The sequence below is a fragment of the Nonomuraea sp. NPDC002799 genome (assembly GCF_053592075.1).
In genome coordinates this window covers 37,540-52,379 of the sequence record NZ_JBSFVA010000002.1, presented here as the reverse complement: position 1 = coordinate 52,379, position 14,840 = coordinate 37,540, and the positions used below count along the sequence as shown (strand labels likewise).

Here is a 14,840-nt window from a genome sequence, read left to right as displayed (position 1 = left end):
GTGCTGCCCAACGTATCGACATAGGTATCAACAATCACCTTTCCAGATGGTCAAGGTCTGCGTCACCCGATGTCAGATGGAGCAGCATGCGGGTGTTGCCCAGGGTGTTCGGCTTGACGTGCTCCAGGTCGAGGAACTCCGCCACACCCTCGTCGTACGAGGCCAGAAGTTCGGCGTAGACCTCGGGGGACACCGGGGTGCCCTGGATGGGCCGGAACCCGTGCCTCGCGAAGAAGTCGACCTCAAAAGTCAGACAGAATACACGCCGCAGACCCAGATCTTTCGCCTGCTGTATCAGAGCCGAGACGATCCGGTGGCCGACGCCCATGCCCCGGCTCTCGGGGTCCACGGCCACGGTACGGACCTCGGCGAGATCCTCCCACAACACGTGGAGCGCGCCGCAGCCGACCACCTGCCCGCCCAGATCGGCCACCCAGAACTCCTGTACGTCCTCGTACAGCGTCACCGTCGCTTTCTCGAGAAGCCGCGGGCCCGCGCCCGCATAGGTGTCGACCAGCCGCCTGACCGCCCGCACATCGGGCGTGCGGGCACGCCTGACCACCACCGCGGTCTCCGGCACTATCGATTCGGCCACCTGCTCCATGGCACTCCAGGGTACAGATGTCATTACGGCTCAGCCCTAACTCCCATCTCTCGGCCCATCCTGTTACATCTCGTCGCCAGACGAGCACAGGACCCGCACCTGGCCCAGACCTCCGGCGGAACCGCCGACAAAGAGGACATAAAGCCCCTTCCGCACAGGTGATCACGAGATCACCTTGTGACCCTTCAGTTGTGAAACCTCTACAGATCCGGCAGTTCTGGTTGAGCACGAACCCGGAGTGCATTAGTGTCCAGCGACGATGTTCCCCGCGTGTCGCGCGAGGAACACGCCCAATTCCCGCAAGGGAAGCCGGGGAACCGCCGGTGGCGCAGCCAGCGCCGCCATTGGGGTGAATCCGAGTCTCTCGGTAGGGCTGCTCCGGCCCGAACCCGTCAGCTAACCCGGTAGGCGTTCGACGAGAGGAGCTGGTTGGTGAAGCGCACGCTCAGCGGCGAGGGCAGGTCCGCGGGCAGGCATGCCCGCCCTCCGGAACGCGCGCGGCGGTCGCACCGCCTCGGTGTGGTGAGTATCACCATCGCCACGCTGCTGTTCGCCATCCCTTTCGCCCCGGCGTCCGCGGATCCGAAGCCCTCGCTGAAGGATCTCGCCAACCAGGTCGAGAAGATGCACACCGAGATCGAGACGCTGAGCGAGCAGTACAACGGCCAGCGGGAGAAGCTCAAGACCGCCAAGAAGTCCTCAGAGGCCGCACAGAAGACGCTGACGGCCAGCGAGGCCGATCTCGCCACCAAGCGTGCCAAAGCCGTCCTCCTCGCGCAGGACGCCTACATGTCGGGCGGCCTGGACCGGGCTCTGGCGTTCGCCACGACCGACGACCCCGCGCGTTTCCTCGACCGCGCCGCGACGACGTACGCGATCGAGCAGCAGCAGGGCGAGGAGGTCAACCAGGTCACCAAGGCCATGGACGCCGCCACCCGCGCCCGCGCCGGAGCCAAGGCGCGCATCGACGAGGTCCAGGGGCTCGTCACCGAACTCGAGTCCAAGCGCGACAAGATCACCAAGCTGGTCACCAAGGTCGAGAGCAACCTGTTCAGACGGGCCATCGGCGAGGCCGGCCAGCCGGGCACCCGGGCCGTCCGGGTCAACCTGCCGATCATCGGCACCGGCAAGGCCGCGCAGGCCGCGAGGTGGGCCCTCACCCAGCAGCTCAAGCCGTACGTCTGGGGCGCCGAAGGCCCGAGCTCCTTCGACTGCTCGGGCCTGGTGATGGCCGCCTACCAGCGAGTGGGCATCTCACTGCCGCACTACACCGGCGACCAGTGGACCGCGGGCCGGCACATCTCGCGCGCGGAGATGCGGCCGGGCGACCTGGTGTTCTTCTACGGCGACCTGCACCACGTCGGCATCTACATCGGTGGCGGCATGATGGTGCACGCTCCTCAGACGGGTGACGTCGTCCGCATCGCGTCCCTGGACAGGCGGCCGTTCGCCGGCGCCGTGCGCATCGCCGACTGACGGCCACCGGCACCAGGCAGGGGCCATGCGAGCCGCCGGCCCTGAGTGAGCCGGCCCCGGATGAGCCGGCCCCGAAAGGCCGGCCTTGGATGGGCCGGCGCTCTAGATGAGCTGGCGGCGCGCCGCCCACGCCACGGCCTCGATGGCGGTGGCGACACCGATACGGTCACAGATGCCCCGTAAGCGCCGGCGTACCGTGCGGCCGCTGATATCCAGACGTCTGCCCACCCGATCGACCGTCACTCCCTTGGCCAGCTCCGCCAGCAACGCCAAATCCGCATGGCTCAGATCAACGCCTTCAGTGAGCACATCCATCGGGAGCCCTCCCCCCCAACAGCAAGACCTGGACCTCTCCGCCGGGCCAAAGCCGCTCCTCGCAGACGGTAAACGCATCGTGGAAAGGTCGTCAAGCATGACAATCTGCGCCCTTGACGAGGGCTATTGACATGATCCCTTATATATGACGTACTCGCCATATGCCCGGACACCCAAGCCTGCGATGAACGATCTCAACGGTGCTCCTCCCGCGCCGGAACCGCCGCCAATGAGCGCCACCGACGTTCTGGGTTTCGATCCGTTCAATCCGCATTTTCTGCGTGATCCTTACGCCCGCTACCGCGAGATGAGCGCGCGCGGCCCCATCTTCCCTACGCGCGGCGGGCTCCTCGCCGTCACCACCCACGAACTGTGTACGGCGGTGCTCCGCGACCCCCGCTTCGGCCATGGAACGGTCCCAATAGCCGACAGAAGCGCTGGTCAACCGGTGGAATCGTTCCTCTTCATGGACCCGCCCGACCACACCAGGCTGCGTGCCCTGGTCAGCAGGGCCTTCACCCCGCGCATGCTCGAACGCCTCCGCCCGCGCATCGAGGCGATCACCGCCGAGCTGATCGGCTCGCTGCCGGAGGAGGCCGACCTCATTTCCGGTTTCGCCTATCCGCTGCCGGTCATGGTCATCACGGAGTTGCTCGGCGTGCCGCCTGAGGACTATGAACGTTTCCGCGGGTGGAGCGAGACGCTCGCTCGCAGCCTTGACCCGATGCTTACAGATGACCTCGTATCGGAAACCGAGCGGGCCAGAAGTGAGTTTCGCGCCTACTTCCGGGAGCTCCTGGTGCTCCGGCGCGCGCGGCCAGGAACGGACCTCCTGAGCGCGCTGGCGCTCGTCGAGGAGCTGACCGAGGCCGAGCTGCTGGCGACCTGCGTGCTGCTGCTCGTGGCGGGGCACGAGACGACCGTCAACCTGATCGGCAACGGGGTGCTCAACCTCGTCCGGCACGGGGTGTGGCGACAGGCCGCGTTACGGCCGCGGCAGGTCGTGGAGGAGGTGCTGCGCTTCGATCCGCCGGTGCAGCTCACCTCCAGGGTGGCGCTGGCGGACACGGAGCTGGGGGGCGTGGCGGTGCCCAAGGGGTCGGCCGTGCTCGTGCTGATAGGCGCGGCCAATCGCGACCCGGCGGTCTTCGACGATCCCGATCGTTTCGACGTGACCCGGGATCCCGGGCGGCATGTCGCCTTCGGGCTCGGTGTGCACTTCTGCCTGGGTGCCACGCTGGCCCGGATGGAAGGGGAGATCGCGCTGTCCGCGCTCGCCGCGGCGGCTCCGGAGTTGTCGTTCGCCGATGGGGCGGAGCCGGCGTACAAGGGGAACGTCGTGCTGCGCGGACTGGCCGAGCTGCCCGTGCGGCTCAAGCCCTGACGGGCCGGGCCCGCAGGGGGCCCGGCCGCGAGCTCAGTTGGTGGGCTTGACCAGCGGGAACAGGATGGTCTCCCGGATGTTCTTGCCGGTGAAGGCCATGATCATCCGGTCGATCCCGGCGCCCATGCCGCCCGTGGGCGGCATGGCGTACTCCAGCGACTGCAGGAAGTCCTCGTCGAGCTGCATGGCCTCCAGGTCGCCGCCGGCCGCCAGCAGCGACTGCTCCACCAGCCGGCGCCGCTGCTCGATCGGGTCGTTCAGCTCCGAGTAGCCCGTGCCGAGCTCGGTGCCGAAGCCGATCAGGTCCCACTTCTCCGTCACCAGCGGGTCGTCGCGGTGGTTGCGGGCCAGCGGCGAGGTCTCCAGCGGATAGTCCATGACGAAGGTGGGCTGGACGATCGTGTGCTCCACGAGCTCCTCGAAGAGCTCCTGGACGAGCTTGCCCACACCCCACTTGGGATCCCAGTGGATCTCCCGCCGATCGGCGATCTTACGCACCTCCTCCAGCGTGGTGGCGGTGGTGATCTCCTCCCCGACGGCCTTGGAGACGGCGTCGTACAGCCTGACGCGCGGCCACTCCGGGATGCCGAGGTCGATCTCGACGCCGTCGTGCACGACCACGGAGGTGCCCAGGGCGGCGTGGACGGCCTTCTGGTACATCCGCTGGGTCAGGTCGGCTATGCCGTTGTAGTCGAGATAGGTGCCGTAGGCCTCGAGCATCGTGAACTCGGGGTTGTGCGTGGAGTCGGCGCCCTCGTTGCGGAAGTTGCGGTTGATCTCGAAGACCTTCTCGATGCCGCCGACCACGAGCCGCTTGAGGTAGAGCTCGATCGCGATGCGGAGGTAGAGGTCCATGTCGTAGGCGTTGATGTGGGTCTTGAAGGGCCTGGCCGCGGCGCCGCCGTGAATGGGCTGCAACATCGGCGTCTCGACCTCGAGGTAGCCCTCCTCGTGCCAGAACTCGCGCACCGCGCGCACCGTGTCGCTGCGGACGCGGGCCATCTTCCTGGCGTCGTCGTTGACGATCAGGTCGACGTAACGCTGGCGCACCCGCGCCTCGGGGTCGGTGAGGCCGACGTGCTTCTCCGGCAGCGGGCGCAGGCACTTGGCGGTGATCTGCCACTCGGTGGCGAGGATCGACAACTCGCCGCGGCGCGAGGTGATGACCTCGCCGGTCACCCCGACGTGGTCGCCCAGGTCGACGTCGTGCTTCCACGCGGCCAGCGACTCCTCGCCCACCTTGTCGAGCGAGATCATGACCTGCAGGTCGCCGCCGCCGTCGCGCAGCGTGGCGAAGCAGAGCTTGCCGCCCACGCGGTTGAGCATGACGCGCCCCGCCACACCGACCGTGTCGCCGGTGGCGGTGTCGGGCTCCAGCCCCTGGTATTTCTCCCTGACCTCGGCGTTGGTCGCCGTACGGGGGAAGGTCACCGGGTAAGGATCGACGCCGTCGCTGCGAAGGCGGTCGAGCTTGTCCCTCCGGATGCGCATCTGCTCGGGAAGTTCGTCGCTCACAACATAGAAGAGTAGGGGATATGGCGAACTGCAAGCACTCGTCGGCCCGCTGAAGGGGTGCTGCAAGAACTCTCCGTTACCAATATCTCACGAGCTCAGGGGGGAGTCGGCAGGGAGCCGGCCCAAGGGGAGCTCAAGGAGAGAAGATGCTCAAGAAGATCGCGATCGGTTTCATCACCGTCGCCGCGACCACCGCGCTGGCCATGTCGGTCCCCACCGCCGCCAACGCCGCCGCCCCGGACTACGACGACTACTCCGAGTACTGGGGCCCCGTCTACGCCAAGCATCACCTCGCCAAGGCCCAGGGCCACATCGCCGTCAACTGGGACCACGACGGCGAGTCCAACGAGGTCCACGTCAGCGGCCGGCTCTACGACCTGGACAACCGCAGCTACGACGAGGGCGGCAAGTGCGCGTACGTGAAGTTCCAGACCAGTGACTTCGACCACGACTGGTCGCCGGCCTACGCCAAGAAGTACTGCGGCTACCCCGGCTACAAGAAGTTCCACTTCGAGGAGCACGACGTGTACAGCGTGCGGGCCAAGGTGTGCCAGATCGGCCAGCACAGCAACTACCCGACGAAGTGCGGCCCTTGGCAGTACCTCTACACCGCCGAGAGCGAGTAACTCCGGCAGGACCTCCCTTACACGCGAGCGGCCCCCTGACCTGGCGGGGGCCGCTTGTTCTATGTGACGTTGCGGTGGTAGATCAGGCGCAGGCCGATGAGGGTGAGCCACGGCTCGTGCACGTCGATCGAGCGCGACTCCCCCACGACCAGGGCCGCGTGCCCGCCGGTGGCCACCACGGTCACCTCGTCGGGGTCGTCGGCCAGCTCCGCCACCATGCGCTCGACGATGCCGTCCACCTGGCCGGCGAAGCCGTAGATGATGCCGGCCTGCAGGGCTTCGACGGTGTTCTTGGCGATCACCGAGCGCGGCCTGACCAGCTCGACCTTGTGCAGTTGCGCTCCGGCGGCGGCCAGCGCGTCCACCGAGATCTCGATGCCGGGCGCGGTCACCGCCCCGACGTACTCACCCTTGGCCGACACCGCGTCGAACGAGGTCGCGGTGCCGAAGTCGACGATCACGCACGGGCCGCCGTACTGGTCGATGGCCGCCAGCGCGTTCACGATGCGGTCGCTGCCGACCTCCTTGGGGTTGTCCATGCGGACGGGCACGCCGGTGCGGATGCCCGGCTCCACGATCACCGCGGTCACGTCGCCGTAGTAGCGGCGGCACATCTCGCGCATCTCGTTGAGCACGCTCGGAACCGTGGAGCAAATGGCGATGCCGTCGACGTCGGCCCCCTTGAGCAGCGGCGACTGAGCCAGCAGCCCCTGCAGGACGACCGCGATCTCGTCGGCGGTGCGGCGGGCGTCCGTGGCCAGCCGCCAGTGCTCGATGACGTCCTCGCCCTCGAACAGGCCCAGCACCGTGTGCGTATTGCCGACGTCGATCGTGAGCAGCATCAATTACCCCCGCAGATCCAGTGCGATGTCCAGGGCCGGCGCAGAGTGCGTTAGGGCTCCCACCGCAAGGTAGTCAACGCCAGTTTCGGCCACATCACGGGCCGATTCCAAGGTCAATCCCCCGCTGGCCTCAAGCGCAACCCTGTTTTTCGCCCGCTTTTTAATGATTTGTACGGCACGAGCGGTGTCCTCGATGGTGAAGTTGTCCAGCAGGATCTCCTCGGCCCCCTCGTCGAGCACGGCGTCCAGCTGGTCGAGCCGGTCGATCTCCACCTCGATCGGCAGCTCCGGGTAACGCTCACGCACCGCCCTGAACGCCTCGGCCACACCCCCGGCGGCGACCACGTGGTTGTCCTTGATCAGCGCGGCGTCCGACAACGACATCCGGTGGTTGACGCCGCCGCCGCAGCGCACCGCGTACTTCTCCAGCGCCCGCAGCCCCGGCAGCGTCTTGCGGCTGTCACGCACCCGCGCCGTCGTGCCGCTGAGCGCCTCGACCCACCTGCCGGTCAGCGTGGCCACCCCGGACAGGTGCGTGAGCAGGTTGAGCGCGGTGCGCTCCGCCGTCAGCAGATCCCGCGTCGGCCCTTCGACGACCATCAGCACGTCCCCCGCCCGGACGCGCTCGCCGTCCTTGGCCCGCCGCTCGGTACGGCCGGCGCCCAGCCGGACGAACACCGCCTCGGCCACGGCCAGCCCCGCCACGACGCCGTCCTTGCGCGCCACCACGTCCGCCACGGAGCGCTGCCCGGCCGGGATGGTCGCCAGGCTCGTCACGTCGCCCGCCTCCTGCAGGTCCTCGGCCAGCGCGCGGTCGATCACGGCGTCCACCTCGGCCGGATCGAGCCCGGCCGCGGCCAGCTCCTGCGCCAGACGCGGGGGCGTGGCGTCACCATGGGGCGTGTACGTCATGTGGAGGCCCTCCTCGGTCAGGGTCACGTCGAGGTGGCCCAGCCAATCGTTGTCGTCGCGGGCGTCGTGGTCCTCGCGCCAGTGTGAGCCGCGGGTCTCCAGCCGGGCCGCCGCCGCGCCGGTGAGCACGGTGGCGACGGTGAGCAGGTTCGCGGCCTCCCAGGACTCGGTGCACGCGGGCACCGGCACGGGCGTCCAGCGGGCGTCGAGCAGCGCCTTGGCCGTGGCGCGCAGCGAGTCGCGGCTGCGCAGCACGCTCGCTCCGGCGCTCATGTGGGCCTGGATCCGCGACCGCGCCCTCGGGTCCACCAGACCGGCCGGGGTCTGGCCGGTGACCGGCGCGCCGGGCCTGGGGGCCGCCGCGTGCACGTCCCCGGCGATGCGCTCGGCGAAGACGAGACCTTCGAGCAGGGAGTTGGAGGCGAGCCGGTTCGCGCCGTGCACGCCCGTGCAGGCGACCTCGCCGCAGGCGTACAGGCCCTCGATCGAGGTACGGCCGCGCAGGTCGGCCTGTACGCCGCCGCTGGCGTAGTGGGCGGCGGGCGACACCGGGATCGGCTCGGTCGCCGGGTCGATGCCGTGCTCGCGGCAGACGGCGTAGATCGTGGGGAAGCGGGTCTCCCACTTCTCCCGGCCGAAGTGGCGGCCGTCGAGGTAGACGTGGTCGCGGCCGGTCTCGCGCATCGTCCGCATGATCGCCTTGGCGACGACGTCCCTCGGCGCCAGGTCGGCCAGCTCGTGCACGCCCGTCATGAACCTGTTGTCCTCGTGGTCGGTGAGGAACGCGCCCTCGCCCCTGACCGCCTCGGAGATCAGCGGCTGCTGGCCCGTCGAGTCGCCGCCCAGCCAGAGCACGGTCGGGTGGAACTGCACGAACTCGATGTCGCGCACCACGGCCCCGGCGCGCAGGGCCAGCGCGACCCCGTCGCCGGTGGAGACGACCGGGTTGGTGGTGGCGGCGTAGACCTGGCCCATGCCGCCGGTCGCCAGCACCACCGCCCTGGCGCGCACGGCGCCGACCCCGTCACGCGCGCCCTCGCCCATGACGTGCAGCGTCACGCCGGTGGCCCGGCCGCCGGCGTCCTTGAGCAGGTCGAGCACCAGCGCGTGCTCGATCACCTCGATCGAGGAGGCGTGGACCGCCTCGACGAGCGCCCGCTGCACCTCGGCTCCCGTGGCGTCGCCGCCGGCGTGCACGATGCGGTGCCGCCGGTGCCCGCCCTCCCTGGTGAGCTGGAGTTGCCCGTCGGGCGTGCGGTCGAAGCGGGCGCCGCGGTCCATGAGCCGCCGCAGCGCGCCCGGCCCCTCGGTCACCAGCGTGCGCACGGCCCGCACGTCGCACAGGCCGACCCCCGCCAGCAGGGTGTCGCTCAGGTGCTCCTCGGGGGTGTCGTGGGGATCGAGCACGGCCGCGATGCCCCCTTGCGCCCAGCGGGTGGAGCCCGAGGACAACACGTCCTTGGTGACGACCAGGACCTTGGCCGCCGGCTCCAGCTCGGCGTACCTCAGGGCCACGGTCAGGCCCGCGATGCCCGAGCCCACGACCACCACGTCCGCTTCGACGGTCCAGCCGGGGTCGGGAGCGGTCAGCCGCAGGGGAAGGGCCGGTGCGCTCATGGGGATCTCCTCGCTGAGGTGATTTCGTCAGTATGACGATAACGCTCCGCGCGGAGTGCGCATGCCCCGGGTTCGGTTTATCCGGGTGCGCGCGTCTCAGGCAGGGCTGACGGTGAGGATGACGTTGTCGATCAGCCGCGTCCGGCCCACCCTGGCGGCCACCGCGAGCACCGCCGGCCCCGTGTACGACTCGCTCGCCTCCGCGAACGTGGCCGGGTCGACCAGGGCGAGATAGTCCACTTCGAGCTGCGGGCCCGCCGCGTCGAGCACCGCCCGCGCGGCGGCCCTGATCCCGGACGGGGTCGGCTCGGCCGCGCCGGCCCGCAGGGCGCGCGACAAAGCCAGCGCCACCCGCCGGTCGTCCTCCGACAGGTAGCGGTTGCGGCTCGACAGGGCCAGGCCGTCGGGCTCGCGCACGGTGGGCGCGCCCAGGATCTCGATCGGCAGGTCGAGGTCGGCGACCATGCGGCGGATGAGGGCGAGTTGCTGGGCGTCCTTCTGCCCGAAGACCGCGAGATCCGGCCGGACCAGGTTGAAGAGCTTGAGCACGACGGTGAGCATGCCGTCGAAGTGTCCCGGCCTGAAGGCGCCCTCGGCCAGGGTGCCCATCGCTCCCGCTGAGACGCTCACCTGGCGGTCGGGGGGATACATGTCCTCGACGGCGGGATGGAAGACGACGTCCGCGCCCTCGGCCCGGCACACGTCCAGGTCGGCATCAAAGGTCCGGGGATAGCGCGAAAAATCCTCATCAGGCCCGAACTGCAGGGGGTTGACGAAGATGCTGACCACGACCTGATCGGCGCGGGCACGGGCCTGCCTGATCAGCGACCGGTGGCCCTCGTGCAGCGCGCCCATGGTCGGCACCAGCGCCACCTCGCCACCCCGATGCGCCTTGACCAGGTCTTCCCGGCTCCTGGCGACGATCAACTCCATAACTGCCCTCCGAACGCGACGGTCAGGTCCATATATTGCCCCCCAGCGCGTCGAGCAGCCGCTCCGCCTCCTCCGGTTTGAGCAACCCGGCCGCCAGCGCGCGGTCGGCCGTGAGCCTGGCCAGCGCGATGTAGGCGTCGGCCGCCTCGGGAGCCGCCAGGATCAGCGCGTCGACGTGTTTGCGCACGGTGCCCGCGTCACCGCGGACGACGGGGCCGGTGAGACCGGCGATACCCAGCCGCAACACGTTGTCGAGCGCGGCCCCGAGCAGCGGCCCCAGCATCCGGCCCGGATGCTCGACGCCGATGCGCCCCAGCAGGTCGGAGGACTCGGCGATGAGGGTCACCATGTGGTTGGCCGCCCCGGCCAGCGCCGCGTGGTAGAGCGCGCGGTCGGCTTCGGCGATCCAGACCGGCTCGCCGCCCATCTCGATCACCAGGGCCTCGGCGATCGGCCGCAGGCCCTCGGGCGAGGTCACGCCGTAGGAGATGCCGGTGAGCTTGTTGAGGTCGTCGTCCCGGCCGGTGAAGGTCATCACGGGGTGCAGGGCGAGTGGCAGCGCGCCCGCCTTGGCCGCCGGATCGAGCACGGACAGCCCGTATGCCCCGCTGGTGTGCACCAGCAGCTTGCCCTGGAGGTCGGCACCGGTGGTGGCCAGCCCGTTGACGAGGTCGGGCAGCGCGTCGTCGGGCACGGTGAGCAGGATGAGCTCGGCCGCCGAGACCACTTCGTCGGGCCGTGCCGGCGTCACCCGGAGCCGCTCGGCCGCCCAGCGCCGCGAGTCGTCCGACACGCCGCTCGCGGCCACGATCCGGTGCCCGGCCTGCGCCAGCGCCGCGCCGAGAGCCGAACCGACCTTGCCGGACCCGAGCACGCCGACAGTCAGGCGTGCCGGGCGATCACCTGCGTCCATGACGTCTCACCCCGTCGACCAGCGTAACGGCCTCTCAGGGTTGCATATGTGACCGGTGTTTTGCCGCGCGTTGAGTTAACGACAAAACCGACAAGGGCATACAAATCGTGCACCCCCTGTCGGAGAGATGAGGAGAGGGGTTCACCGCATCGAAGCGGGCGCCGAGTTCTCCGCCAGGACCCGACGCCCGCACCGAGTGTGACCTCTTGGAGGTGCGCAGGCCGGTCAGCCGCCGTCTGACCAGCCGGGATCCGAGCCCGGGCCGACCTGCGTCGGCCCGGGCTCAATCACGTCAGTGGTGGCTGGGCGCGTAAACGCTGGCACCGCCCCGGCAGCCGGCCACACCGGCGCCGATGACGCCGACGCCGACGCCGCAGGCGTTGACCGGGAGGTTGACGGGGACGTGGACCTGGTTGCCGCCCGCGATGCTTCCGTTGCCGCTGGTGATGTCGGCGTGAGCAGGGGCGGCCAGCGCGAGCATGGCGACGGCTCCGGTGATGACCATGGCCTTCTTGAGCACGAGGGGCTCCTCTCCGTGTGTGCGACCTTGTTGTCGCAGGTGCTCGGCTTGATCGGGGTCCGCTACTTGGGGGTTGGCGGAAAGCGACCAGTCGATGACACTGAGTCAACGTTATCCCATGTTGACGACAAAGAGTAGCCAAGCGATGACGGTGCGTGCCCGTCCGGAGACGTGAGATAGTCCTGGGATGTGGCTCACCTGGCGCGCCGCGACGGAGCGCGCGCTGTACGGCGAGACCGGTTTCTACCTTCGCGAACGCCCGTCAGGCCACTTCAGGACCTCGGTCAGCGCCTCGTCCGCGTTCGCCGGCGCGGTCCTGGCGCTGCTGGCGGAGGTGGACGCCGAGCTCGGCGGTCCCGAGACGCTCGACCTGGTCGACATCGGCGCGGGCGACGGCCTGCTGATCGCCCAGGTGCTGGCCGCCGCCGCGCCCGCGCTGCGCGAGCGGCTGCGCGTCACCGCCGTGGACCTCTCCCCCAGGCCCGAGGGGCTGCCCGAGCGGATCGACTGGACGGCGAGCCTGCCCGCCGAGATCACCGGGCTGGCCATCGCCAACGAGTGGCTCGACAACGTGCCGCTCGACGTGGTGGAGCAGACGCCCGACGGGCCCCGGCTGGTGATGGTCGACGCCCGCACGGGCGCGGAGCGCCTCGGCGAGCCGCCACGGCCGGGCGACCGGGCCTGGCTCGACCGGTGGTGGCCGCTGTCCTGCGTGGGCTCGCGCGCGGAGATCGGCCGGCCGCGCGACGAGGCGTGGGCCTCGGTCCTCGGCCGCCTCACCAGGGGGCGGGCGATCGCCGTGGATTATGCACACCCTGTGGATAACCGGCCGCGCCACGGGACGGTCACCGGATACCGCGACGGGTCGGTCGTCGCCGCCGTACCCGACGGGACCTGCGACATCACCGCTCATGTGGCGCTCGACGCGTGCGCGGAGGCCGGGCGGCGGGCCGGTGCGATATCCACAACCTTGTCCACACAGCGTGACGCGCTCCGGGCTCTGGGGCTCTTCGGCGCGCGCCCGCCCATCGAGCTGGCGCGCACCGATCCGCGGGGCTATCTGCGGGCCCTCGCCCGAGCCTCGGAGGAGGGCGAGCTGATCGATCCGGCGGGGCTCGGCGGCTTCGGCTGGCTCAGCCAGCGACGGTGAGCTCCAGCGCCTGCAGGCCCCGGATGACGTAGTTGGGCTTCCAGGCGGGCTGCTGCCGGAGCTCCAGCTTGGGCGCCCGGTCCAGCAGCGCGCCGAACGACTCCATGAGCTCGATCCTGGCCAGCGGCGCCCCGAGGCAGAAGTGAATGCCGGCTCCGAAGGAGATGTGCGGATTGTCGGCCCGGCCCACGTCGAGCCGGTCCGGGTCGTCGAAGGCCGCCGGGTCCCGGTTTGCCGAGCCGAACAGCAGCGCCACCTCCGAGCCACGCGGGATCGGCACGCCGTGGACCTCGATGTCCTCCAGCACCCAGCGCTCGAACATCTGCAGCGGCGTGTCCCAGCGCATCAGCTCCTCGATCGCCGTCGGCAGCAGCGAGCGGTCCGCGCGCAGCCGGGCGAGCTCGGCGGGGTTCCTGAGCAGGCCCCACCAGCCGTTGCCCGTCACGTTCACAGTGGCCTCGTGGCCGGCGTTGAGCAGCAGCACGCAGGTGCCCGACAGCTCGTCCTCGGTCAGCTCGTCGATCTGGGTCAGCGCGCTGATCAGGTCCTCGCCCGGGCTCGCGGCCCGCTCCCTGGCCAGGACCTTGAGGTAGTCGGAGAACTCCGAGGCCGCGCGGACCGCCTTGTGCTGGGCCTCCAGGGGCGGGTTGAGCTCGTACATGCCGCACATGTCCGCCGACCAGGGGCGCAGCAGATGGCGGTCCTGGTCGGGGATGCCGAGCATCTCGGCGATCACCGTCACCGGCAGCGGCTCGGCGACCTCGGCGATGAGGTCGCCGCCGCCCTTCTCGACGTACGCGTCGATCAGGCCCTCGGCGATGGCGCGCACGCGCGGGCGAAGCGACTCGACCATGCGCGGCGTGAAGGCCTTGGAGACCAGCCTGCGCAGCCTGGTGTGCAGGGGCGGCTCGACGTCGAGCATGCCCGTCCTGCTCACCCGCCAGAACGGCTCCTGGAAGTCCGGCTCAGGCTCCCGGCCGAACTCCTCGTGGGTGGCCACGTGCAGGTAGGACCTGCCCAGGCGGCGGTCCCTGAGCAGGGCGTTCACGTCGGCGTGGCGCGAGATCAGCCACTGGTTCGACGGCTCGAAGTAGCTAACCGGCGCCTCGCGCCGCAACTCGTCATAGATCCGGTACGGGTGAGCAGCAAAATCCGGATTCCAGGGGTCGAAGCGCACTATTTCATAGTAGGAGGGTCATCCTGTGGTTGGGCATGCCTGCCGCGCATCCGGATGTTCAGCAGCTCCACGATGACCGAGAAGGCCATCGCGAAGTAGATGTAGCCCTTGGGGATGTGCTGGTCCAGGCCCTCGGCGATGAGGACCACGCCGATCAGCACCAGGAACGCCAGCGCCAGCATCTTGATGCTCGGATGCGCGTCCACGAACCTGCTGATCGGGCCGGAGGCGAACAACATCACCACGACCGCCACCACGACGGCCGCGATCATCACGCCGAGCTCGTCCACCATGCCCACGGCGGTGATGACCGAGTCGAGCGAGAAGACGACGTCCAGCACCATGATCTGCAGGATCACCGAGACGAACGAGGCGGCGGCGGCCTTCGCGCCGTCCTTGCCCTGCGGGGCGTCCATGCTGTGGCCGATCTCCGTGACGCTCTTGGCCAGCAGGAACAGGCCGCCGAGCAGCAGGATCAGGTCGCGTCCCGATATCTCGTGGCCGAAGACCCCGAAGAGGGGCTCGGTGAGCCGCACCACCCACGACAGGGCGAGCAGCAGGAGCAGCCGGCTGACGAGCGCGGCGGCCAGTCCCATGACGCGGGCCCTGTCCCGCTGCTCTGGAGGGAGCTTCCCGGCCAGGATGGAGATGAAGATGATGTTGTCGATCCCCAGCACGATCTCCAGGGCGACCAGGGTGAAGAAACCGATCCAGATCTGTGGGTCGGTCACCCAATCCAGCATCTGCGTACCTCCATGACATGTGGCCGGGCGGTTTCCCGGTAGCAACGAGCCAGAAGACACATAAGTTCGCCGACTTGCTTTTTGTCCCAGACGTCGGGTTATAGTGCCGTCGT

At 69.5% G+C, this 14,840-nt stretch carries 14 protein-coding genes and 1 riboswitch; of the genes, 4 read left to right on the top strand and 10 right to left on the bottom strand.

Going from position 1 to position 14,840, the window contains the following annotated elements; all coding sequences use genetic code 11:
- Nucleotides 1-34: 34 nt before the first annotated feature.
- Nucleotides 35-604 (bottom strand): amino-acid N-acetyltransferase, encoded by a 570-nt coding sequence (locus ACWD0F_RS04135; protein ID WP_449872433.1) that lies wholly within the window; start codon nt 602-604, stop codon nt 35-37.
- Between the two features lie 277 nt (nt 605-881).
- Nucleotides 882-1,031, top strand: a riboswitch (cyclic di-AMP (ydaO/yuaA leader).
- Between the two features lie 95 nt (nt 1,032-1,126).
- Between ACWD0F_RS04135 and ACWD0F_RS04130 the strand changes: the two genes are divergently transcribed.
- Nucleotides 1,127-2,080 (top strand): NlpC/P60 family protein, encoded by a 954-nt coding sequence (locus tag ACWD0F_RS04130; protein ID WP_449872432.1) that lies wholly within the window; start codon nt 1,127-1,129, stop codon nt 2,078-2,080.
- A 102-nt stretch (nt 2,081-2,182) separates the two neighbouring features.
- Here ACWD0F_RS04130 and ACWD0F_RS04125 read toward each other — a convergent pair whose 3' ends face one another.
- Nucleotides 2,183-2,395 (bottom strand): LuxR C-terminal-related transcriptional regulator, encoded by a 213-nt coding sequence (locus ACWD0F_RS04125; protein ID WP_449872431.1) that lies wholly within the window; start codon nt 2,393-2,395, stop codon nt 2,183-2,185.
- Between the two features lie 448 nt (nt 2,396-2,843).
- Between ACWD0F_RS04125 and ACWD0F_RS04120 the strand changes: the two genes are divergently transcribed.
- A complete protein-coding gene (locus ACWD0F_RS04120; protein WP_449872430.1) occupies nt 2,844-3,779 on the top strand; it encodes a cytochrome P450 in 936 nt (311 codons plus the stop codon).
- Between the two features lie 33 nt (nt 3,780-3,812).
- On the opposite strand, the gene lysX is transcribed toward ACWD0F_RS04120, so the two are convergent.
- A complete protein-coding gene (lysX, locus tag ACWD0F_RS04115) occupies nt 3,813-5,270 on the bottom strand; it encodes a bifunctional lysylphosphatidylglycerol synthetase/lysine--tRNA ligase LysX (RefSeq protein WP_449872932.1) in 1,458 nt (485 codons plus the stop codon).
- Between the two features lie 170 nt (nt 5,271-5,440).
- Here lysX and ACWD0F_RS04110 point away from each other — a divergent pair, with 170 nt between their 5' ends.
- The gene (locus tag ACWD0F_RS04110) at nt 5,441-5,920 is read left to right on the top strand and encodes a hypothetical protein (protein WP_449872429.1); all 480 of its coding nucleotides are present in this window, start codon (nt 5,441-5,443) and stop codon (nt 5,918-5,920) included.
- A 59-nt stretch (nt 5,921-5,979) separates the two neighbouring features.
- Here the strand turns inward: ACWD0F_RS04110 and ACWD0F_RS04105 are convergent, their stop codons facing one another.
- The 5 genes from ACWD0F_RS04105 to ACWD0F_RS04085 form a co-directional block, all read right to left on the bottom strand.
- Complete coding sequence (locus tag ACWD0F_RS04105) at nt 5,980-6,762, bottom strand: type III pantothenate kinase (protein WP_449872428.1); 783 nt, start codon at nt 6,760-6,762, stop codon at nt 5,980-5,982.
- A gap of 3 nt (nt 6,763-6,765) precedes the next feature.
- The gene (locus tag ACWD0F_RS04100; RefSeq protein WP_449872427.1) at nt 6,766-9,291 is read right to left on the bottom strand and encodes an L-aspartate oxidase; all 2,526 of its coding nucleotides are present in this window, start codon (nt 9,289-9,291) and stop codon (nt 6,766-6,768) included.
- 96 nt (nt 9,292-9,387) lie between these two features.
- On the bottom strand, nt 9,388-10,224 hold the full coding sequence (gene panC / locus ACWD0F_RS04095; protein WP_449872426.1) for a pantoate--beta-alanine ligase: 837 nt from the start codon (nt 10,222-10,224) through the stop codon (nt 9,388-9,390).
- Nucleotides 10,225-10,246: 22 nt separating this feature from the next.
- A complete protein-coding gene (locus tag ACWD0F_RS04090; protein WP_449872425.1) occupies nt 10,247-11,137 on the bottom strand; it encodes a Rossmann-like and DUF2520 domain-containing protein in 891 nt (296 codons plus the stop codon).
- A 292-nt stretch (nt 11,138-11,429) separates the two neighbouring features.
- Entirely contained in the window at nt 11,430-11,657 is a 228-nt protein-coding gene (locus tag ACWD0F_RS04085) for a chaplin family protein (protein ID WP_449872424.1), read from the bottom strand.
- Between the two features lie 187 nt (nt 11,658-11,844).
- Here ACWD0F_RS04085 and ACWD0F_RS04080 point away from each other — a divergent pair, with 187 nt between their 5' ends.
- Entirely contained in the window at nt 11,845-12,807 is a 963-nt protein-coding gene (locus ACWD0F_RS04080; RefSeq protein WP_449872423.1) for an SAM-dependent methyltransferase, read from the top strand.
- Here ACWD0F_RS04080 and ACWD0F_RS04075 read toward each other — a convergent pair.
- Both ACWD0F_RS04075 and ACWD0F_RS04070 read right to left on the bottom strand, forming a co-directional pair.
- Complete coding sequence (locus ACWD0F_RS04075) at nt 12,791-13,984, bottom strand: cytochrome P450 (protein WP_449872422.1); 1,194 nt, start codon at nt 13,982-13,984, stop codon at nt 12,791-12,793. The two genes, ACWD0F_RS04080 and ACWD0F_RS04075, sit on opposite strands and share 17 nt — an antisense overlap.
- Entirely contained in the window at nt 13,984-14,715 is a 732-nt protein-coding gene (locus tag ACWD0F_RS04070; RefSeq protein WP_449872421.1) for a TerC family protein, read from the bottom strand. Before ACWD0F_RS04070 ends, ACWD0F_RS04075 begins: the two co-directional genes overlap by 1 nt.
- Between the last annotated feature and the right edge of the window lie 125 nt (nt 14,716-14,840).

What these genes read in the sequence shown, in the direction of transcription:
- ACWD0F_RS04135 (WP_449872433.1), bottom strand. Translation starts at nt 604, where the DNA reads ATGGAGCAGGTGGCCGAATCGATAGTGCCGGAGACCGCGGTGGTGGTC.
- ACWD0F_RS04125 (WP_449872431.1), bottom strand. Translation starts at nt 2,395, where the DNA reads ATGGATGTGCTCACTGAAGGCGTTGATCTGAGCCATGCGGATTTGGCG.
- lysX (WP_449872932.1), bottom strand. Translation starts at nt 5,270, where the DNA reads ATGCGCATCCGGAGGGACAAGCTCGACCGCCTTCGCAGCGACGGCGTC.
- ACWD0F_RS04110 (WP_449872429.1), top strand. Translation starts at nt 5,441, where the DNA reads ATGCTCAAGAAGATCGCGATCGGTTTCATCACCGTCGCCGCGACCACC.
- ACWD0F_RS04105 (WP_449872428.1), bottom strand. Translation starts at nt 6,762, where the DNA reads ATGCTGCTCACGATCGACGTCGGCAATACGCACACGGTGCTGGGCCTG.
- ACWD0F_RS04100 (WP_449872427.1), bottom strand. Translation starts at nt 9,291, where the DNA reads ATGAGCGCACCGGCCCTTCCCCTGCGGCTGACCGCTCCCGACCCCGGC.
- panC (WP_449872426.1), bottom strand. Translation starts at nt 10,224, where the DNA reads ATGGAGTTGATCGTCGCCAGGAGCCGGGAAGACCTGGTCAAGGCGCAT.
- ACWD0F_RS04090 (WP_449872425.1), bottom strand. Translation starts at nt 11,137, where the DNA reads ATGGACGCAGGTGATCGCCCGGCACGCCTGACTGTCGGCGTGCTCGGG.
- ACWD0F_RS04080 (WP_449872423.1), top strand. Translation starts at nt 11,845, where the DNA reads ATGTGGCTCACCTGGCGCGCCGCGACGGAGCGCGCGCTGTACGGCGAG.